General features: G+C 33.9%; 15 protein-coding genes. 9 read left to right on the top strand and 6 right to left on the bottom strand.

Annotation, left to right across the window (positions count from 1 at the left end):
- Positions 1 to 166: 166 nt before the first annotated feature.
- The 4 genes from B0A75_RS13930 to B0A75_RS13915 all read right to left on the bottom strand — a co-directional run bounded on the left by B0A75_RS13930 (position 167) and on the right by B0A75_RS13915 (position 5,385).
- Positions 167 to 1,246, bottom strand: a complete 1,080-nt coding sequence (locus B0A75_RS13930) for a putative glycoside hydrolase (RefSeq protein ID WP_089054881.1) — start codon at positions 1,244 to 1,246, stop codon at positions 167 to 169.
- Positions 1,247 to 1,252: 6 nt separating this feature from the next.
- On the bottom strand, positions 1,253 to 2,320 hold the full coding sequence (locus B0A75_RS13925; RefSeq protein WP_089054880.1) for a carbohydrate-binding family 9-like protein: 1,068 nt from the start codon (positions 2,318 to 2,320) through the stop codon (positions 1,253 to 1,255).
- A 7-nt stretch (positions 2,321 to 2,327) separates the two neighbouring features.
- Complete coding sequence (locus tag B0A75_RS13920) at positions 2,328 to 3,293, bottom strand: glycoside hydrolase family 130 protein (protein WP_089054879.1); 966 nt, start codon at positions 3,291 to 3,293, stop codon at positions 2,328 to 2,330.
- A 214-nt stretch (positions 3,294 to 3,507) separates the two neighbouring features.
- Positions 3,508 to 5,385 carry a sodium:solute symporter family protein gene (locus B0A75_RS13915; RefSeq protein WP_089054878.1) on the bottom strand — a complete coding sequence of 626 codons (1,878 nt, stop codon included), beginning with the start codon at positions 5,383 to 5,385 and terminating at the stop codon, positions 3,508 to 3,510.
- Positions 5,386 to 5,925: 540 nt separating this feature from the next.
- Between B0A75_RS13915 and B0A75_RS13905 the strand changes: the two genes are divergently transcribed.
- Entirely contained in the window at positions 5,926 to 6,984 is a 1,059-nt protein-coding gene (locus B0A75_RS13905) for a sensor histidine kinase (RefSeq protein ID WP_089054876.1), read from the top strand.
- Between the two features lie 65 nt (positions 6,985 to 7,049).
- Entirely contained in the window at positions 7,050 to 7,763 is a 714-nt protein-coding gene (locus B0A75_RS13900; RefSeq protein ID WP_089054875.1) for a LytR/AlgR family response regulator transcription factor, read from the top strand.
- A 10-nt stretch (positions 7,764 to 7,773) separates the two neighbouring features.
- Here B0A75_RS13900 and B0A75_RS13895 read toward each other — a convergent pair whose 3' ends face one another.
- A complete protein-coding gene (locus tag B0A75_RS13895) occupies positions 7,774 to 8,106 on the bottom strand; it encodes a 2Fe-2S iron-sulfur cluster-binding protein (protein ID WP_089054874.1) in 333 nt (110 codons plus the stop codon).
- A gap of 8 nt (positions 8,107 to 8,114) precedes the next feature.
- Positions 8,115 to 8,468: a DUF488 domain-containing protein gene (locus B0A75_RS13890; protein ID WP_089054873.1), complete on the bottom strand. Its 354-nt coding sequence runs from the start codon at positions 8,466 to 8,468 to the stop codon at positions 8,115 to 8,117.
- A 268-nt stretch (positions 8,469 to 8,736) separates the two neighbouring features.
- On the opposite strand from B0A75_RS13890, the gene B0A75_RS13885 reads away from it, so the two are divergent.
- The 7 genes from B0A75_RS13885 to B0A75_RS13855 all read left to right on the top strand — a co-directional run bounded on the left by B0A75_RS13885 (position 8,737) and on the right by B0A75_RS13855 (position 21,122).
- Entirely contained in the window at positions 8,737 to 9,969 is a 1,233-nt protein-coding gene (locus B0A75_RS13885; protein WP_089054872.1) for an ROK family transcriptional regulator, read from the top strand.
- 477 nt (positions 9,970 to 10,446) lie between these two features.
- Complete coding sequence (locus B0A75_RS13880; RefSeq protein ID WP_089054871.1) at positions 10,447 to 13,881, top strand: SusC/RagA family TonB-linked outer membrane protein; 3,435 nt, start codon at positions 10,447 to 10,449, stop codon at positions 13,879 to 13,881.
- A gap of 17 nt (positions 13,882 to 13,898) precedes the next feature.
- On the top strand, positions 13,899 to 15,362 hold the full coding sequence (locus B0A75_RS13875; RefSeq protein ID WP_089054870.1) for a RagB/SusD family nutrient uptake outer membrane protein: 1,464 nt from the start codon (positions 13,899 to 13,901) through the stop codon (positions 15,360 to 15,362).
- Positions 15,363 to 15,455: 93 nt separating this feature from the next.
- Positions 15,456 to 16,376 (top strand): dihydrodipicolinate synthase family protein, encoded by a 921-nt coding sequence (locus B0A75_RS13870; RefSeq protein WP_089054869.1) that lies wholly within the window; start codon positions 15,456 to 15,458, stop codon positions 16,374 to 16,376.
- A gap of 29 nt (positions 16,377 to 16,405) precedes the next feature.
- On the top strand, positions 16,406 to 17,578 hold the full coding sequence (locus tag B0A75_RS13865) for a galactose oxidase (RefSeq protein WP_089054868.1): 1,173 nt from the start codon (positions 16,406 to 16,408) through the stop codon (positions 17,576 to 17,578).
- A gap of 66 nt (positions 17,579 to 17,644) precedes the next feature.
- Complete coding sequence (locus B0A75_RS13860) at positions 17,645 to 18,886, top strand: MFS transporter (RefSeq protein ID WP_089054867.1); 1,242 nt, start codon at positions 17,645 to 17,647, stop codon at positions 18,884 to 18,886.
- 130 nt (positions 18,887 to 19,016) lie between these two features.
- Positions 19,017 to 21,122: a GDSL-type esterase/lipase family protein gene (locus B0A75_RS13855; protein ID WP_089054866.1), complete on the top strand. Its 2,106-nt coding sequence runs from the start codon at positions 19,017 to 19,019 to the stop codon at positions 21,120 to 21,122.
- Positions 21,123 to 21,142 lie beyond the last annotated feature (20 nt).

Here is a 21,142-nt window from a genome sequence, read left to right as displayed (position 1 = left end):
TTCTGTGTCATTGCAACATTCTTAAAAAACACAATAGGAAGCATTTATGGGCTCCCTATTATATTCCTTTATTTTATTATTCTGCCAAAACGTTTGGTATACGCTCGCAGCTATTATTGAAGTAATTTGTAACGATACTATGCTTTTGTTCTAAATAAAGTTTTTCTTATTTTAAACTTGCTTTTGTTTCTTTAATTGTTTTAAAATTACTTTCAGACAAAGCATTTCCATCAAAGAAAGAAACTCCAACTGCTCCATTTTCTTTTGCATATAAAATTGCTTCTTTCAGCTCTTTATCTGTCTTTAAGCCTGGAACATAAATTCCTGTGTTGATTTTTGTTTTTTTATCTTTTAAATCAGCAACACCTTGTTTTGTAGCATAACCAACCCAGTCAATTTCTTCATCGTAAAAACTGTTGTAAATCATTGGATACACTTGGTCAATATTCCATTTGTCCCAACGCTGACGCACCATATGATCCGCCATTTCTGGATAAGGAAATACTGCTGCAGTTAGGTTTTTATTGTGTTTATGAACAATATCATAAGCATCATTTACTACAGCTTGAATAGCATTTAATCTAAAGTTTTTCCACTCCATATCTATTGAAGTATTGTGGCTTTCTTTTGGATTTTTGTGATGGATTTTTTCGAATGCTTTCACACATTCATCACAATAACAGAAATCAAATTGCGGTAATTCTACATCTTGAACTAAGTTGTATTTTGGCAATAAACTAATTGGTAAAAAGATGTCTGGGAAACGAATATAATCTAAGTGAACACTTTCGATTCCTTCCACTTTTGCTAATTCTTCAACTAATTTTAAAACATGCTCTCTAGATTCTTTTCTAGTTGGACATAACCATTGGTAGTAATCTACATAAGGGCGTGTATCAAAGCATGATTTACCTTCTTTACTTACTTGATACCATTCTGGATGCTGCAATGCAATTGAGTCTCCAGGTCTGTTCATTGCCATAATCCAAGCATGTACTTTTAAACCTTCTTTTGCTGCCAAAGGCACTAAGCGGCTTAAAAGTTTTGGATCTGTCGAAGTGTTTATAAGCACTTCATCAATTCCTCCATCTTTGTATTTTTTAAATTCTTTTGTATAATCTGCATCCGATTTTTTGGCATCGGCTGTTGTCCATACTCCAAATTTAAAAGTGGTTTGTTCTTCTTTTTTAGTACATGAAAAAATACTAAATGCTAATAAAAAAAGTAATAGTTTTGGTAGTTTCATAGTGGTTTATTTTGTGATTATTTTTCCATCCTGCCTTATTACAAATGTTGTATTGCTGAATGGACTTTTTACTAAAATATTATATCCTGATGAGTGATTTTCTATTGTTGGTTTTAAAATTTTACCATCAACACTAATGCTTTTTGCGGTAAGATCTGCAATAGACTTTGCCCAAGTTTTATGTTTTTCAAAGTATCCTTTTTGAGCGCGGTATAGTGTATACAATTCCCATCTTACTTTTTCGTCTTGCGGAATTGTAAAGGTATCTTTTCCTTCTTTAGAGGAGAAATAAACATAACCCCATTTTTCTGGCTCATGCATGTTGATTACACCCATTGGCGACCAAACCCAGTTGTACTCAGGCAAAAATTTTCCTTCGGCATCTTTCTTTCGCTCGTAAGTTCCATTTTTAATGCTGTGCTGCCAGTTGACTCTCGAAAAATTGACTCTCCAAAATTTATCTGCTGGAACATTTTGATCAAAGAATGTGGTTTTGTAAGCTGCCCACGGAATGGCCATTTCTAAAACCCAGCCTTCATCTGTATCGTTTGGATTATTAAGTGTTCCGTTAACTTTTACTGCTGATTTTAAACCTGGAATATTCCAATCGTTTGCCACGACAATATCGCTTTCTCTATATGGTTTTGTCAGGAACAAATCCCAAGCAGTATTTAAAGCGTTTATTTCTAATTCGTAATAGTTAAAGGTATCACTGTCTGGATCAACAAAAACTTCAAAATCATTGTTGTAAAAAATAATGGTATCGCGTTGTTTTAAATTTGCCCAAACGTGCGGTTCTTCCATTTTTGCTAATATATAGAAATTGGTTTCATCCCAAAGCATTTTTACTTTGGTTGCATACTTTGGTTTTACACCATTTTCAATATCTTCAAAAAGATCTGTCCAATTTGCTTTACTCCACGAAGCATCAGACTCGTCTCCGTCAATTACGATTGGTTTCGTTGTTTTTGCCGCAACATACGTTTTAGGAATAACCGGTTTCTTTGACTGTGAATATCCAGTTATCGAAATCAAGCCTAAAGCAACAGCAAGCCATTTAAGTTTTAAAACCATCTCTTTTTTATAAACTGTTATCTTTTGTAAACTGCACTACTTCACTTAATTTACCAAATGCAATGGCAACTACTGTATCAGCTGCACCGTAATAAACGGCTAATTTATCTTCTTCTGTATCATGCAAAGCAGCACATGGGAAAACTACGTTTGGTACATCTCCAACCATTTCATAAAGTTCTGCAGGTCCTAATAAATAAGGCTGTGTTCTGTATTTTACTTTGTCTGGAGAATCAACATCTAAAAGTGCTGAACCCATTGCATAACGGAAACCGTTGCAAGTATTAATAACTCCGTGGTAGATCATTAACCAGCCTTCGTTTGTAAGAATTGGAATTGGTCCTGCTCCAATTTTGGTACACTGCCAAGCACTATTTTCAAAAGGAGTTGGTTTCATGACCAAACGGTGTTCTCCCCAGTATTTCATATCTGGGCTGTAACTAATCCAAATATCTCCAAAAGGTGTATGTCCGTTATCACTTGGACGACTTAACATAGCATATTTTCCATTGATTTTTTGCGGGAACAAAACACCATTTCTGTTGAATGGCAAATAGGCATTTTCACATTGAAAAAACTCTTTAAAATCAAATGTATATCCAATACCAATCGTTGGCCCGTTGTAACCATTACACCAAGTAATCCAGTAACGATCTTCGATAAAAACAACACGTGGGTCATATTTGTAAGCAGATTCGATCATATCTGTATTACCTGCTTTCATTTCGATTGGTTCATGATTAATTTCCCAATCGATTCCGTTTTTACTAAAACCGGCAAAAATGTTCATTTGAACTGCTTTATTATCACAACGGAAAACTCCCGCAAACCCATCTCCAAAAGGAACTACAGCACTGTTAAAAATACTGTTTGATGATGGTATAGCATATCTTTCAATAATAGGATTTTCAGTGTATCTCCACATTACATCATTGCTGTTTTCGGGTCTGTCTTGCCAAGGAATAGTGCTCATTTTTATATTTTTTGTTTATTGTTTTTTTTCTGTTGTTTGTTGTAAAGACTTTATCAAAGCTTTCTATTTCTTAAACACATAGAAACATAGTTTTTAAAATCTAAAAAGTGGTTTTGGTTAGTTCAAAAGATGCAGCTATATGTGTGGAACCTTTCTTTTGTAATTCTTCTTTTCTAATTATAAAAATCTATGTTTCTACCGTGTTTACTTTTTTCTAATCCGTTATTTTTCGAACTTTATCAAGCCAAGTGAATTTTAAAATTATCATTGTTACTAAAAATACCAGTAACGCTGCAAACGCTTTTGGATAATCTCTGATAACAAAATAAATTGGAAGTAAAATCATGCTTGACTGCCACACAATTCCGATTACACAATTTAGCATATCTTTCCAGAAATCGTTGTTCTTTTCGAATTTTTGATCTTCTGCTTTTAATGTTTTATAAACTGGTCCCCACCATCCCCAAGGTCTAACATTTGTATAGAAAGATCTTAAAACTTCCATATCTGTAGGTTTGCTTAAAAACGTTCCTAAAAGACAGCCTAAAATTGAGAATCCAAATATTGCTGGAAACAAGTAAATCGCCTGCACTTGTGATAAATCATACAAAAATGTTCCTTCTGCAAATGTTCCTTTATATTGTCCTAAAACAAATTGTAAAGAAGCTACGATTAAACCTGCAAACATTCCCCAGAAATATCCCCAGCCGTTAAAACGCCACCAAATCCATTTTAGGAAATTCGCTGCTACATAACCGCCGTATAAAGCACTTGTAATCCATAAGGTTAAAGAATTAATCGATTCTGCGAAGAATCCCATAAAAACTCCCAAACCAACAACTACGAATGAAGATATCTGGCTTACTTTTATATAGTGTGCATTTGATGCAACCGGCTTGAAGTACTTTTTGTAAATATCATTTACAATGTAAGCTGGTCCCGCATTTACAAAAGCAGAGAACCCAGACATAAAAGCGGCTAATAAACCAGCTAATAAAAGTCCTTTAATACCTACTGGAAGATATAAATTGACCACTTTTGGCATTAATAATTCTAAATCGGCTCCCGTTAAATTTAAATTAGCATTTAATTCCGGCGCTAAATTTATCAAGGCAATTACAACAATTCCTGTAATTAATAAATATCTTGGAATGAACAAAATTAAGTTGGTAAAACCACTCATATAAGCAGCTTCTTTTACTGATTTTGTAGACAAAATTCTTTGTAAATCGTAGCTTGGCGTTGGTCCTGCAACACTGGCAAAGAAACCTTTAAACAATGTCATTCCGATAAAAGCGCCAAACATTTTATAACCCTCAGAATCAATTAAATTATTGAAGGTTTGGAACTTTTCACTCCACTGCGTTTCAAACTGCCATCCAAAGAAGACGTTTTTCCATTCTTCAGTAATTACTGAGTTTATTTGAATATCTGTGTAATTTACAAAAGCATAACCTGCAATTAAAACGCTGGCAATAATCATAATTAAATATTGCACAACTTCAGTTGCAACTACAGAGAACATCCCGCCTTTTACCGTATAAATTGTAGTTAAAAATATGATTATTAAAGCATAAGAACGCTCTGAGGTTAATAGAATTAAATCGCCAGAATGAAGCGTTAAATCCCAAGGAAGAATAATGGTTATAAATTTCCCAATTCCTTCAAAAAAGTAGGCAATAAAACCTATTGTAGAAATAATCGCAAAAATAGCGACAATAATATGAGATGCTTTTCCAGCTTTATCGTTTCCAAAACGAGTTAAAATCCATTCAGAACCCGTCATTACTTTTGACCTTCGTATCCAAACGGCGAGAAACATCATTACAAAAATCTGATTCCAAATGGGCCAAAGCCACATAAACATAAAACTTTTTACACCGTATAAAAACAGTACTCCAATCATCCAGGAAGTTCCTGAAACATCAAACATTCCTGATCCGTTACTTAAACCTAAAAAATACCATTTGATTGTTTTTCCGCCAAGGAAATAATCATCTAAACCTTTTGAAGCTTTTCTGGAAATCCAGATTCCTATTCCTACTGATAGCACAATGTATGCTATGATGATTGCTATGTCAATGATATTCATTAATTATTATATTGTTTTTAGGGGTTAGTTAAATTTATGTTGGTATTCCGTTTTTATTCGTGACAATTTTAGACCAATAACATTGATCTATTATTTCGACTTTTATGACATGGACTGCAATGTAAAGTCTCAGGTTTTGAAGATGTTACTCCTACATAGATTTTAGAATCTTTAAGAAAAACTTGGTAATAACACGGTACTGATCTTTTGTAAGCATGACTTAATATTTTATAATGTTGAGTGTTTTTCTTTGTTGCAAAAGCAAGTTTTTTTCCAGCGGTTTTAAATAAAAATTTTCTCAAATCACTAATTACTGTTTGTTGAACAAAGAAAGCTTGTTGACTATTATTTTTAATTTGCTTTATTTTACAGCTTACTTTTAGAATTACAAACAAAACTTACAAGTAAGGCCATTCATTAAAAAAAATAATAATTTAACTTTAAATTTATGCAAAATTAAATTTTACTTAAATTATTTTAGACAAACGACATCTAAACGAAGACAAACATCAAAAAAGGTCTCAAAACATACTTTGAATTATGAATTTCAGCACGAGCAAATTATATCGAATACCATTACAATATCATATCCTTTTTTGGCTTACTTATTTCTTGTTTAATACTTTTCGCTGGGGAATTTATTTTAATGATTACGGCTACTCTTTCAAGACTAATTTACTAGGATTTCCTATTCATATGACCTTATGTTACTTGAATATTCTTGTCTTCATGCCTTATTTAGTTTACCGAAAAAAATACCTTTTATATATACTTGCGGTTTTGTCTTCGATATTTATAATGGTTATTATAAAATTCAATCTTACTTATTTATTAATAAATCATGATGTTTGGCCGGAAGGACCAGAAACTATCGACAAACTTTCGCTCAATTACACGATTGATATGATGATTGGCGAATTATATGTCATCACTTTTGTTACGGCTATTAAGATTACATTAGATTTCATGAAGGAGCAAAAACGCGTAACTGATCTTGAAAAATCACAATTAGAAACAGAATTATTGTTTTTGAAATCTCAAATATCGCCGCATTTTCTCTTTAATACACTTAATAATATTTATTCGCTGTCTGTCGAAAAGTCAAACAAAGCACCAAAAATTGTACTTAAGCTTTCAGAGTTAATGCGTTATATGTTGTATGACACAAAAAGCACCAGACAATCGCTGGAAAATGAAATATTATGTATTCAGAATTATCTTGATCTCGAGCGAATTAGAAACGACGATCGATTGATTATAAACATGTCTGTTTCGGGAGATATTCACGACAAAGAGATTGCTCCTATTATATTATTGACTTTTATAGAAAATGCTTTTAAACACGGTGTAAACAAAAACACGGGGAAAGTTGTAATTGATATAAAATTTAAGGTAAAAGGCAATTTTCTGCACTTTACAGTTTCGAACCCACAACCCGAAACTACTGATCTTGAAGACAATTTTAATGTATCAAGCGGTATAGGTATCGAGAATGTAAAAAAAAGGTTAGAACTGGGTTATAATAAAAACGAGTATAACCTTTCATTTAAAAAGAAAAAGAATATTTTTGTCGTAAAGCTTGTAATTAAAGTCACTTAGAACGACTTTTCTTATACTAAATTTTATACGCTGGATTATTTTGCTTAAAAAGTAATAATAGAGAAATGAAAATAAATTGTTTGATTATAGATGACGAGCCATTGGCTATTAATGTTATTAAAAATTATTTAGAACCGCTTGAAAATTTTGAGGTTATAAATACTTTTAGTAATCCAATAGAAGGTTTGAATTTTGTAAAAAACAATAAAGTTGATGTCATTTTTCTAGACATTAATATGCCTGTTCTTGATGGTATTAATTTTATAAAAAGCCTGGAAGATCCGCCTTTACTTATTATTACTAGTGCGTACAGTCAATTTGCAATAGAAACTTATGAACTTGATGTTTTGGATTTCTTAGTGAAACCTGTCGAGTTTCCAAGGCTAATGAAGGCCTTGAACAAAATCAGTAAAAGACTGGAAAGTAAATCCAATCCTACTCCTGAAAATTCTGCTGAAAATCCTTTTATTTTTATCAAAATAGATAAGAAAAGAATGAAGAAGATTTTCCTGAATGAGATTTTGGTTATCGAAAGCTTGAAAGATTATCTAAAAATAAGCACCTTAACAGGTAAATACATCATACACAGCACCTTATCCGACTTTACCGATTTACTGCCGGAAAGAAATTTTTTAAGAATACATAGATCGTATACTGTTGCCATTGATAAGATCGACGCAGTTGAAGGAAACAGCGTAGAAATTGAAGGTTTAAGATATGTAATTGGCAGATCGTACATGGATCATGTAAAACAAAGAATTTTAAATTCTGCTAACTAACTTTTACAAACTACATTTCCACAATTTCAATCTGCGAATCTTCTAAATCAGTTGTAACATACAATTGACAAGAAAGCCGTACATTCTCAGCCGTATATCCTAGTTTAGATAATGTCGCTGGTTCGTTTCGATCTTTTTTTAACGCATTTTCTTTAATATCATTTAACTTGATAACGCAAGTGGCACATCTGCCAACGCCGCCGCATTCGCCAAAATCATCCAAAAAGAGTTTATCTCGAAGCAAAAACATCAAACTGGGATATTCGTGTACATAAGTTTCAATTGTACGAATTGTACCGTTGTATATAACAGTAAAGCAAATATTCTTTCTATCTGTAATCAAAACTCAGGTTATTTATTGTTGAGCAAAAAATCTCTCAAAATTACTGCATGATTTATTATAGGATCTTTTGCGGCATATAATAATGTCAAAGATTTCTTTTCTGCCATATTTCTTAAACGTGCGATTTCTTCACTTTTTAAACTCAATTCTTGAATGTAACGTTTAGTAAATTCGGCGTAACGCTCCTCTTTATGAGCAAACCATTTACGCAGTTCTGTCGATGGTGTAATTTCTTTATCCCATTCATCAAAACTTAAATCTGTTTTACTAAGTCCGCGCGGCCATAATCGGTCAACAAGTATTCGGTACGTTCCATCACTTGTTTTATTATCATAAACCCTTTTTATAATTATAGCTTTCATTTTTATTAGCTTCTTTTTGCAGCTGATTCTTTTAATTTATTAGAAACAAAATTCAGAAACAACCACCATAACACCGCATTCTATAAATTTACAAATTAATTGAGAATTTGAAAACATCATCTTATGAGTTCTTCCTATTTTACTAAAAAAAGCCAGAAATTTAAAATACCCAAACACTATTTTAAAAATATTTAATATTGTTTACTGTTTTTTAATTCTAATTTAAAAAATAAATTAAATTTGTGTTAACCCATAAAAACACAAAGCAATGAGTTTAAAAGATTTATTAGACAATAGTAAAGACAAAAGTCTGTCAGAACAAAAGTGGCATATGTTAAGACAATTTATCACTAAACGTTTGCTTACTGGCGGAAATGCAACCATTGCAGAATTAAGTGCTGAAATACAATCGAGCGTTCCTACGGTAACTAAAGCTGTTAACGAACTTCTGGCTGAAGGTTATGTTGTTGATATGGGAAAAATTACAAATAGCGGCGGCAGAAGACCTTCTTTGTTCAGTATTAATCCAACTTGTGCTTATTTTCTTGGTGTCGAAGTAGGATTGACAAGCATGTCTATAGGTCTTCAAAACATTAAAAATGAATTAGTAAGCATCGAACTTGGAACTTCATTTGCGTTAGAAAACACTCAAGAATCTTTACTAAATTTCTGTAACTTAATCAACTCTTTTATAGAAGACAGCTCTGTTGAGAAAAAATTGATTGTAGGAGTCTGCATCAACTTTTCGGGACGAATTAACTCAATGGAAGGTTTTAGTTATAACTACTTCTTTAGCGAAAATAGACCTTTAACCGAAATAATCTCTGAGCAATTAGATCTTCCTGTTCATCTAGAAAATGATACTCGAGCAATGGCCTTTGGTGAATATTGTGAAGGAGTTGTCGACGATGAGCAAAACATAATTTTTGTAAACTACAGCTGGGGAGTTGCTATTGGGATGATTACCGATGGAAAACTTTATTACGGTAAATCAGGCTATTCAGGCGAGTTTGGACATAGTACCATTTTTAATAATGAAATCATGTGCAAATGCGGAAAACTGGGTTGTTTAGAAACAGAAATATCGGGCTGGTCACTTGTAAACCAGTTTAAAGAAGCCGTAAAAGAAGGCAAACAATCTAAGGTAATTCTAGACGATTCTTCATCAGAACTTCAGCATCACGCTATTATAAAAGGCGCTGTAAATCTAGAAGACACTCTTTGTGTTGATCTTGTAACACAGCAAAGCGAAAAAATGGGTCGTTATTTATCTATTTTACTTAACATCTTCAATCCTGACTTACTTGTAGTTGGAGGAGATTTCGCACAGTTAGGAGACTATTCATTATTACCGATTCAATCTGCATTAAAAAAATACTCACTTGGTTTAGTCAACCGTGATATGAAGCTTAAAAAATCTACTTTAGGCCGTCGTGCGGGCGTTATTGGTGCCTGCTGCGTTATAAAAGAAAAGATGTTATTTCCTCTGATCAACAACTAATTTAGAGATTCTTTTGTTAATTATTAAAATATTTTAATAACTAAAGTTATTATATTAAAATATTTTATATCTTTACTTCGTAATAATAAAATAATTTATTCGTAAAGTTATCATAACCTTGGTTAAGCTGTTAAAATTTAATCAATCCATAATAACTTAAAAAATGAATAATGACTTATTATTACGAAGCGGCACACATTTATAAGTCATCTAACTAGAGGTTAATCAAATCCTCTTAAAAAATAAACACAGGAAGGAGAAAAAGGAGAATACAAATTTTATATACAATAACAATAGAATTAAAGATCATAGAGAATTATCAATAGAACCAATTGCATACCCTGTTTAATTTCTAATCATAAAAAAGCCAGCTAATGCTGGAAACATAGCTGGCCAAGTTCCATTTAGGAACAATGATTGGAGAATAAACACATAGACCTTTAACCAAGTTATTATTAACCTAACCATTACAAAAGTATGAAATTATTGCCTAAAAGTAAACCTAAAAATTGCAGGTTTACTCCTAAACACGTAAAAGTTATTAAATTAACGTCGACGTTACTTTTAGTTTTTACTATGCAGTTAGCTGCTGCAAAAACGGAAAGAAGTATTGTTTTTACAGATAAAAATGTAAAAAAGAACAACCCTATTCAAAAGAAAGTAACCGGAAAAGTGACCAACGAAAAAGGAGAATCACTGCCGGGTGTAAATATCGTTGCCAAAGGAACTAATGTAAGTACACAAACAGATTTTGACGGAAACTTTGCTTTTGAAGTTCCAGATAATGCTACCACTTTAATTGTTACCTATATAGGTTTACAAGATCAGGAAGTAACAATAACAGGAGGTTCTCTCAACATTGTTTTGAAAGAAATTGGACAACAGATGAATGAGGTAATTGTTGTAGGATATGGTTCTCAGAACAGAAGAACTTTGAGTACTGCAGTTTCTAAACTAGACAAAAAAGTTTTAGAAAATGTTCCTTACTCAAACGTAACCCAGTCTTTGCAAGGAAGTGTAACAGGTTTGGTGGTTAAAACTTCATCTGGTCAACCCGGAAAAGCATCTAATGTGATAGTCCGAGGAGGTACATCTATCGACAACCCTTCTGGAGCAACACCTTTGTATATTGTTGATGGTGTAATTCGTACGCAGATTGACGATATAAATTCAGCAGATATAGCCTCGCTTCAAGTTTTAAAAGATGCCGCTGCTACCTCTATTTACGGTGCAAGAGCTTCAAATGGTGTAATTATCATTACTACTACTACAGGAAAAGCAGGCAAATTAAAAGTTACATATAATGCCTCTACACAAGTCAGCCATATTGCAAAAAAATATGATTTTATGGATGGCGGAGATTATATTAAATTTCAACGTCAAGGTTTATATAATGCTGCAGAACTTGCAGGACTTTCGACAACTACAGGTATTGCGCGATTAGGACAGTTAACAGGTGCTACGCCTGCAGGAACTGGAAATAATTTGCAGAGTAATACTCCTTTTGCAACCTTACTAAAATCTAATTTATCTGCCGATACCGTTAGTCAATTGCAAGCAAAAGGCTGGCAGGAAATTGCAGATCCATTAAATCCAAGTAATACTATTATCTACAAAAGCACAGATTGGAACGACGTTTTGTTTCAAAGTGCTGTAACGCAAAATCATAATCTTGGTTTCAGCGGAGGTACTGATACCGGTGTTTTTGATTTGAGCCTTGGTTACTTAAAAGGCGATGGAATTACCATTTTTACAGGTTATCAAAGATTTACAAGTAAATTGAATGCATCATTAAAAGTTGCTGATAATTTTACTTTAAACGGACGTGTGTTATTTTCTAAATCGAGTAATAATCAAGTTGTTGCCAATAGTGTTGTTTTCAACAGATATTTAGGAAACTCACCTACAACAAAAATGTATTTAGAAGATGGTTCATTGGCTCCGGGGCAAAATAATATCAACGGAAATCCATTATATCAAATGGGTAAAGTAAAAGGAATCAACGAAAACAATAAACTGCAAATGAGTGTAGATGGTGAATTAAAACTGGCGACAGACTTTACCTTCACTCCTTCTATGTCTCTTTACAGTGAAAACGAAAACGACAATACTTTTCAACAAGCATTTTTAAGCGGAAGCAGCGGATTGGTAGACAATACACGTACTGCAACTCGATTAAGCAATCAAATCTATCAAGTACAATACGAAGGAGTTTTTGCTTATAAAAAAGGATGGGATGCGATTGGTGATTTTGATGCAAAATTGGGAGCTTCAAAATACGATCGAACAATTAAAGCTTTTAATGCTTCAGGAAAAGGAAGTCCTTCTGACTTAGCACAAACTTTAGACTCGTCTCCTGTTCCAGTTTCAGTTTACAGCAACAACACAAAATTAGTTTTAAACAGTGTATTTGGACGTTTAAATTATGACTATAAAAACAGATATTTTGCAACAGCTTCTTTCCGTTATGATGGTTCATCAAGTTTAGGACCAGACAATAGATATGGATTTTTCCCAGGAATCTCTGCTGGATGGAATATGCAGGAAGAAAAGTTTTGGACAAAAGTAATGCCTAAATTCTTTTCATCTCTTAAACTTCGTGGGAGTTACGGTGTAAATGGTAACTTAGGAACTTTAGGCGATTTTCAGGCTGGCGGATTATATGCTGGTTCTACAAATGGTATAGCCAACAGTTACAACGGACAATCGGCAATCATTAATTCTCAAATTGCAAATCCAGGTTTAAAATGGGAACAATCTGAAACAATTAATGGTGGTTTTGATATCGGGTTTAATAATGATAAGATTAGAATTATTGGAGATTTCTACAACAAGTTAACTTCTGATTTATTAACGAATTTGACTTTACCTTCAAACAGTGGTTTCTCTACCGTTTTAACCAATTTAGGAGGATTAAGAAGTAAAGGTTTTGAGCTTGAAGTACAAGCAAATGTTTATAATCAAAACGATTGGAAAATCAATGTTGGAGCAAACGTTTCGCACAACACCAATACGGTTGAAAAGCTTCCATTTAATGGAAACACAAACAACAGAATTGGCGGAACTGAAATTTACGATGTAAAAAGCGGTACTTATAAATATGTAGGCGGATTACAGGAAGGTCAAAAAATTGGAGATTTCTATGCACACAAACAATTATATATTCTTTCGAATCAAGCAGAAGCCGATGCTTATAACTTAAAAGTTCAAGATACATATGTAACAAAAACAGCAGCAAACGGCGGAAACCCAACTGGTAAAAAATTTGCTGGAGATGCTGTATTTGAAGATACAGATAATAATGGTATAATCGACAGCCGAGACAGACAATACATGGGTAATATGTTCCCAACATTTGTAGGAGGATTTAATTTTGATGCGGCTTACAAAGGATTCTCTTTAACTGTAAGAACAGATTATTCGTTAGGAGCTACAATATACAACGAAGCAAGAGCACGTTTCTTAGGTCAGTTTCAAGGAAACTATGGTTTATTAGCCGAAAGTGCACAAGCTTGGCAAAAAGAAGGTGATATTACAGATGTTCCTCGTTACCGTTGGGCAGATCAAACCAATCAAAATAATTTATTCAGATCAGAAGCGAGCGGTGCAGCTTACAACACAAACATGTTTCAAGGAAACAGCCGTTACTACGAAAGTGGAGATTACTTATGTATTAGAGAAATCACATTCAGTTACAGCTTTCCAAAATCATTAGTCGAAAAAGCAAGGTTATCATCACTTCGTATGTATGTAACAGGAAGCAACTTATACTACTTTACTAAATATAAAGGATTAAGCCCTGAGGTGCAAGGTATCGACGGAGGATCTAGTTTAGGTTTAAACGCTGCAGGATCTACTGGTACTTATCCAGTACCTAGAAACATTATACTTGGTTTAAATATCAGTTTGTAAATTTTAATACTAAAATCATGAAAAAGAAATTTCTTTTATATACAATACTATTCGCTGGTCTTTCACTATTCACCTCGTGTCAGGATGAATTAGAACTAACCTCTGATAGTGTAATTACCTCTGATAGTTTTTGGAAAACAGAAGACGACGCAAAGGCTGGTGTAAACGGTATGTATGTTAACTTCAGAATCCAAACACAGCAAAACTATTATCTTCTTGGAGGTGCAAGAAGTGCCGAAATAACTGGCGGAGTTCAATCTCCATTAACATTAGCCAATTATTACAATAACAATCTTACGCCGCAAAACATCGACGTAGATTGGGCAGGATTGTACACTACAATACATCAGGCAAATTTGATTTTAAAGTATGTACCGCAAATTCAATTTAGTCCAAGTACCGCAAAAGAGCAAAAAAGATACCTTGCACAAGCGTATACAATGCGTGCTTTATGCTACTTTATTATGGCGCGTTCGTGGGGTGGTGTTCCAATTGTTACAGAACCAACAGAAAATACAAATCAATCGCAATACATAATTCCGCGTAATACAATCCAAGAAACATTTGCATTTATTAAATCAGATCTAGACAAAGCAATTGCAAATTTTCCTGATACAGCGATTAACACAACGCAATTAGCAATGCCTTCAGTTCAAGCCTTAAAAGCTGATGTTTATTTGTGGACAGCGAAACAATTGGGCGGAGGAACGGCAGATTTAAACACAGCTTTAGCCGCTGTGAATGCAATACCAGGAACTCCAACTTTATTGCCTAACTTTAAAGATGTTTTTGCGTATGATAAAAAAGGAAATGCCGAAGTGCTTTTTGCTGTTCGTTATTCCCTAGCAGATTTACCATCTTCATTGTCAGATAACTGGAATCAATTTATGTTTGTTGGACCTAGTGATTTTGCTCCATTAACGGCAGCGCAGGCAACTGCAGTTTTTGGAACCTTAGGAACTGGAGCTGGTAATGCAGGAATCTCGAGAGTTCAACCTGATATTACAAGATTCAACTTTGCTGCTTCAGATACCAGAAAAGCAGCAACTTATTTAACTTTATACAATGGTACAACTCCTGTTGTTACAGGAATGGTTAAATATAATGGAACGGTTGATGGCACAATTAGACGATTTGTAAGTGATATTATTATATACCGTTGGGCTGATGTTTTATTAATGAAAGCTGAAATTAAAAACGCTTTAGGTCAAGATCCATCAACAGAAATGAATTTGGTTATGAAAAGAGCTGATGCAACGGCGTCTTTCACAAACGGTTCACAAACGGCAAATGATGATCTAATTTTAAAAGAGCGTTTAAAAGAATTGGCTTTTGAAGGTAAATCATGGTGGGATTTGGTTCGTTTTAACAAAACAAGCTTAGTGCCATCTATGACTGCTGGTAAAGAAGTTCTGTTCCCAATCTCTCAGAATACCATTAATTTCAATCCAAAAATTGTTCAAAACCCTCTAAGTAAATAACATTTTAAAATACAAGTTTAAAATCAGGCTGAGAATCATAAAAGTTCACAGCCTGATTACAACAAAACACATCAATAATAAAAAAATACAATCATGAAAATTGAACATTTACAAGGACTTATTGCTGCTCCTTTTACTCCATTCGACAGCAGCGGAAAACTAGATTTAAGTTTGATTCCTCCTTATTACGCTTTCTTAAAAAGAAATGGAGTTACCGGCGCATTCATTATTGGTTCAACTGGAGAAGGTGTTTCTATTTCGCTTGAAGAAAAGAAAGCTGTTGCGAAGGCATGGGCTGATTGCTCGAATCACGATGCCGATTTTAAAGTAATGGTTTTTCTTGGCGGAACTTCGCTTACGGACTGCATCGAATTGGCAAAACACTCTTATGAAATTGGTTTATATGCCGTTTCTATAACTGCACCATTTTATTTCAAACCATCAAGCGTTGATACCTTGGCAGAAATTTGTATTAAAGTTGGAGAAAGTGTTCCAAATATGCCTTTGTACTACTATCATATTCCAGTATTAACAGGAGTAAATATTGCAATGTATGATTTAGTTAGAGCTTTAGACGGAAAACTGCCAAACTTTGCGGGCGTGAAATATACACATGAGGATTTTATGGATTTTCAAAGCTGTATGAGTTATGCTGATGGAAAGTTTGATATGCTTTGGGGACGTGACGAAAATATGCTTTCTGCTCTAGTTTTAGGTGCAAAAGGTGCTGTAGGAAGTACTTTTAACTACGCTGCTCCATTGTACAATGATTTAATCGACGCTTTTAATGCAAACGATTTGGTGAAGGCGCGTAAACTGCAGCAGAAATCTATTGATATGATTCGTTTCTTAGGGAAATACGGCGGAATTTCTGTTGGAAAAGCCTATATGAAATTGGTTGGGCATAATTTAGGCGAATTTAGATTACCTGTTAAAAATATGAGTGCGGCACAATTTGAGTTATTCCAAAAAGATGTTGAAGGTTTAAATTTTGATGAATTTAAATCAAAATAATTAAGTTCGTTTTTCTAAAACAAGCCTTTATGAATACTGTATTTTCTTCTTTAATTTTTACCTTTTTTATGATGTCGACAACAATAAGTTCTGCGCAAAAAACAACTATAAAAAGCGTCGAATGGCAAAAAGCCGCGCAATTACAAAATGAAGACGGAAGTCTGTCTCTAGGTTTTGCAGGTCCGATTAACGGAGTTTATAATGACGTTTTTATTACGGCTGGCGGAGCAAATTTTCCTGATAAAATGCCTTGGGAAGGAGGAAAAAAACAGTATTCAAAAGAAATTCATGTTTTAGAAAAAAGCAAAGATCAATATCACTGGAATAAGAAAAATTCCATTTCATTGCCAGAACCTATTGCATATGCAGGAAGTACATCAACTAGTCTTGGAATTGTATATGTTGGAGGAGAAAATGAAAATGGACTTTCTAAAAAAGCATATCTTTTAAAATGGAACGGCAAACAAAATGAAATAGAACTAAAATCACTGCCCGATTTTCCAATTGCTGTAACCAATATTGCCCTTACTAGTTTAAATAATATAGTATATGCAATTGGTGGAGACGAAGCTTCAAAATCATCTGATTTGGTTTTTAGTATTGATTTAAATACTACTGAACCACAATGGAAATTATTACCAAAATTGCCTTTTGCTTTAGCGAATTCAGTTGCAGTAGTTCAGAAAGATAAAAACGAAACGAACATTTATATCATTGGCGGAAGAACAAAAACGCCATCAGGAATAAGTGATTTACACAATACTACATTGGCTTTCAATTTAAAAAGTCAAACTTGGGAAAGTAAAGCCATAATTACTGATGGTAAAAATACGACGAATTTTTCTGCGGGTGCCGGTGTCGCATTTGGGAATCAATACATTTTGATTACCGGCGGAGATAACGGAACTACTTTTCATAAAATCGAAACGTATTTATCGCAAATTTCAAAAGCTTCTTCTGAGGAAGAAAAATCAAAGCTTATTGCAGAGAAAAACATATTAAATACAACGCATAAAGGCTTTTATAATGCTATTTTACTTTACAACACACAAACAAATAAATGGTCAAAAATTGGAGAACTTCCCTTTCTTGCACATGTAACCACACCGGCAGTATTATGGAACAATAAAATTGTTTTATCAAATGGGGAAATCAAACCCGGAATACGCACGCCGGATGTTATGATAGGAAATGTCAAATAACGTAACAATCCTAAAACCTATTAGATTTACCAAAACACAATCAAAAAATAAACCATATTAAAAGAAATGAAAAACTCTAAATATTATCCTTGGTTAGTAGTCGCCTTACTTTGGATTGTAGCCTTACTAAACTACATGGACAGGCAGATGCTTGCCACTATGAGACCATCGATGGAAAATGATATTCCAGAATTGGTGTCTGGTGAAAACTTTGGACGTTTAATGGCTATTTTTCTTTGGATTTATGCTTTAATGAGTCCAATTTCAGGAATTATTGCTGATAAGTTAAACAGAAAATGGCTTATTATAGGCAGTTTGTTTGTTTGGTCTGCTGTAACATATGCAATGGGTTATGCCACAACCTATAATCAAATTTATTGGCTGCGAGCTGTTATGGGTGTGAGTGAAGCATTATACATTCCTGCTGGTTTATCTTTAATTGCCGATTTTCATCAGCAAAAAACGAGATCACTTGCCATTGGTATTCATATGACAGGTTTATATGTAGGTTCAGCATTGGGGGGGTTTGGCGCTACGATTGCCGCTAAATTTTCTTGGCACACTACTTTTCATCACTTTGGTATCGTGGGTATTGTTTATTCATTTCTATTAGTTTTTTTATTAAGTGAGAAAAAAGTCGAAACTAAAACTTTTGACCCTAAGTTTAATAAAACACATGAAAAAGATTCATTGTTCAAAGGTCTGGCATTATTATTTACCAATATTTCGTTTTGGGTAATTCTGTTTTATTTTGCCATTATAAGTTTACCGGGCTGGGCAACTAAAAACTGGCTTCCTACCCTATTCTCGGACAACTTAGATATTTCAATGGATCAGGCTGGGCCTTTAGCAACAATTACCATTTCATTTTCATCATTATTAGGCGTTCTATTTGGAGGTATTTTATCTGACAAATGGGTTCAAAAAAATATAAAAGGAAGAGTTTATACCAGTGCCATAGGTTTAAGTTTAACAATTCCAGCATTAATGCTAATTGGTTTTGGACATTCTTTATGGCATGTGGTTGGAGCGGTTTTATGTTTTGGTATAGGATACGGAATGTTCGATGCCAATAATATGCCTATTATCTGTCAGTTTGTTTCTTCAAAACACAGAGCAACCGCTTATGGTGTTTTGAATATGACAGGAGTTGCCTGCGGTGCATTGGTTACGTCATTGTTAGGTAAATCAGCCGATACCGGCAGCTTAGGTTATGGTTTTTCCTTAATGGCCGGTGTCGTTCTGGTTGCATTAATCGCTCAAATCAGTTTTTTACGCCCCAAAGTAAATGATTTTGTCGATGCCTAAAACGTAACGTTATCCCTTAATTTATTTATCCTGAAAATTAATTAGTTGGCTTTTGGTTTTATAAGTCAGGGCGGAGCCTTGCGCTCTGCCCAGCTTATAATGTATTAAGTTTTAAAAATTTAGTTAGAAAATGAGAATACTAAATCGAAATTTGCTCTTGCTCGCCTTGCTTTTTTTTGTGCTCGTTCACACTAAAATAAATGCGCAGCAAAATATTGTAAAAGTTGCCTGCATTGGAGATTCTGTGACAGCTGGATATCTTCTAGCCAATTCAAAAACAGAATCATATCCGTCGCAGCTGCAAATTTTGCTTGGTAATAAATTTGAAGTTCTAAATTTTGGAAACAGCGGTGCAACACTCTTAAAAAAAGGCAGTAAACCTTATTACAAAACAGAAGAATGTGCCAAAGCTATCGCTTACAAACCAGATATCGCCATTATTCATTTAGGTTTAAACGATACCGATCCTAGAAACTGGCCGAATTACAGAGAAGATTTTAATGCTGATTATTCTTGGATTATTGATACGTTAAAAAAACAAAATCCAAAAGTAAAAATTTACATCTGCCGCATGACTCCCATTTTTAACGAACACAATCGTTTTAAATCGGGAACACGAGATTGGTTTTGGCAGATTCAGGAACATATCTCTGAGATTGCCGTCGCAAATAATGTAAAACTCATTGATCTTCATGAAAAATTATACAATCGTCCAGATCTTTTTCCAGATGCTTTACATCCAACAAAAGAAGGCGCAGCAATCTTAGCGCAGACTGTTTATGAAAATATCTCTCAGAATTTTGGAGGTTTAAAACTTGGTCCCGTTTTTAGCGATAATATGATAATACAACGTGAACACCCAATTACAATTTACGGAAACGCAAACGGAGGCAGTAAAATCGAAGTATTCTTTGACAATCAAAAAGAAATTGTGACCACAAATGAATATGGAAAATGGAAAGCCATTTTTCCTGCAATGAAATCTGGCGGAACACATCAAATTAAAATTTCATCTGACAAAAAAAGCATTGTTTTAAAGAATATTTTAATTGGAGATATTTGGTTCTGCTCAGGGCAATCGAATATGGCGTTTCCACTAAAAAACGCCGAAAACGGAACTTCAGTCATTAAAAATGCACAAAACAATACCACATTACGTCTCTTTAATTTTGAAGTTCTTCGAGAAACAGATGAAAAAGCTTGGGATTCAATTGCTTTAGAAAAAACCAATCAATTACAATACTTCTCCGGAAAATGGAAAGTCTGCGATTCTATAAGTGCCAAAAACTTCTCGGCAATTGCCTTTTATTTTGGTCAAAATATTACAAGAGAAGAAAATGTACCAATAGGCTTAATCGAAGTTGCTGTTGGCGGATCTCCTATAGAATCCTGGATTGACAGATATACTTTAGAACACGACGATAAAGTTGTAGATGTTTTAACTAACTGGCGAAAATCTGATTTTATAATGCCTTGGGTGAGATCACGAGCTGATGAAAACTTAAAAAATGCTGTAAACCCAAAACAACGCCATCCATACGCGCCAAGTTACAACTATGAGGCAGGAGTTGCTCAATTTACAGAATTTCCCATAAAAGGATTTCTGTGGTACCAAGGCGAAAGCAATGCACATAATATTGAGTTATACGAACATTTAATGCCTGTAATGGTTCAAAGCTGGCGAAAAGCTTGGGGAGCTTCTCTACCCTTTTATTATGTACAATTATCAAGTATCGATCGCCCGTCTTGGCCTTCGTTTAGAGATATGCAAAACAGAGTTCAGAAAGAAATTCCAAACAGCGGTATGGCGGTGAGTATGGATTTTGGCGATTCGACAAATGTGCATCCGATTAGGAAAAAACAAATTGGAGACAGACTGGCTCTTCTTGCCTTAAAATATACTTATGGAAAAAACATAATTGCAGAAGGTCCAGCTGTTTTAAAAGCGATACAAAAAGGAGATGTAATTCTAGTTTCTTTTTCAAATGCAAAACAATTACAAACTGCAGATAAAAAGGAATTAATCGGTTTTGAATTAGTAACCGAAAAAGGAAATAGAATAGAATGTAAAGCTGAAATAGTCAATAATCAAGTTGAGATTATTATTCCGAAAATCGAAAAGATTAAAACAGTCTTGTATGCTTGGAAACCTTATACAAAAGCCAATTTGGTAAATGAGGAAAATTTGCCTTGCTCGACTTTTCAAACAGAACTAATTTCTTCAAACACAAATTAGAATACATCTCCCACAATATA

Source organism: Flavobacterium oncorhynchi, from assembly GCF_002217355.1.
Classification (GTDB): Bacteria; Bacteroidota; Bacteroidia; order Flavobacteriales; family Flavobacteriaceae; genus Flavobacterium; species Flavobacterium oncorhynchi.
Note: the sequence above shows the minus strand (reverse complement) of the source record. Positions and strands in the feature narration are given on the sequence as shown.

Coding starts and splice junctions, on each gene's coding strand:
- B0A75_RS13930 (WP_089054881.1), bottom strand. CDS start 1,246: ATGAAACTACCAAAACTATTACTTTTTTTATTAGCATTTAGTATTTTT.
- B0A75_RS13925 (WP_089054880.1), bottom strand. CDS start 2,320: ATGGTTTTAAAACTTAAATGGCTTGCTGTTGCTTTAGGCTTGATTTCG.
- B0A75_RS13920 (WP_089054879.1), bottom strand. CDS start 3,293: ATGAGCACTATTCCTTGGCAAGACAGACCCGAAAACAGCAATGATGTA.
- B0A75_RS13915 (WP_089054878.1), bottom strand. CDS start 5,385: ATGAATATCATTGACATAGCAATCATCATAGCATACATTGTGCTATCA.
- B0A75_RS13905 (WP_089054876.1), top strand. CDS start 5,926: ATGAATTTCAGCACGAGCAAATTATATCGAATACCATTACAATATCAT.
- B0A75_RS13900 (WP_089054875.1), top strand. CDS start 7,050: ATGAAAATAAATTGTTTGATTATAGATGACGAGCCATTGGCTATTAAT.
- B0A75_RS13890 (WP_089054873.1), bottom strand. CDS start 8,468: ATGAAAGCTATAATTATAAAAAGGGTTTATGATAATAAAACAAGTGAT.
- B0A75_RS13885 (WP_089054872.1), top strand. CDS start 8,737: ATGAGTTTAAAAGATTTATTAGACAATAGTAAAGACAAAAGTCTGTCA.
- B0A75_RS13880 (WP_089054871.1), top strand. CDS start 10,447: ATGAAATTATTGCCTAAAAGTAAACCTAAAAATTGCAGGTTTACTCCT.
- B0A75_RS13875 (WP_089054870.1), top strand. CDS start 13,899: ATGAAAAAGAAATTTCTTTTATATACAATACTATTCGCTGGTCTTTCA.
- B0A75_RS13870 (WP_089054869.1), top strand. CDS start 15,456: ATGAAAATTGAACATTTACAAGGACTTATTGCTGCTCCTTTTACTCCA.
- B0A75_RS13865 (WP_089054868.1), top strand. CDS start 16,406: ATGAATACTGTATTTTCTTCTTTAATTTTTACCTTTTTTATGATGTCG.
- B0A75_RS13860 (WP_089054867.1), top strand. CDS start 17,645: ATGAAAAACTCTAAATATTATCCTTGGTTAGTAGTCGCCTTACTTTGG.
- B0A75_RS13855 (WP_089054866.1), top strand. CDS start 19,017: ATGAGAATACTAAATCGAAATTTGCTCTTGCTCGCCTTGCTTTTTTTT.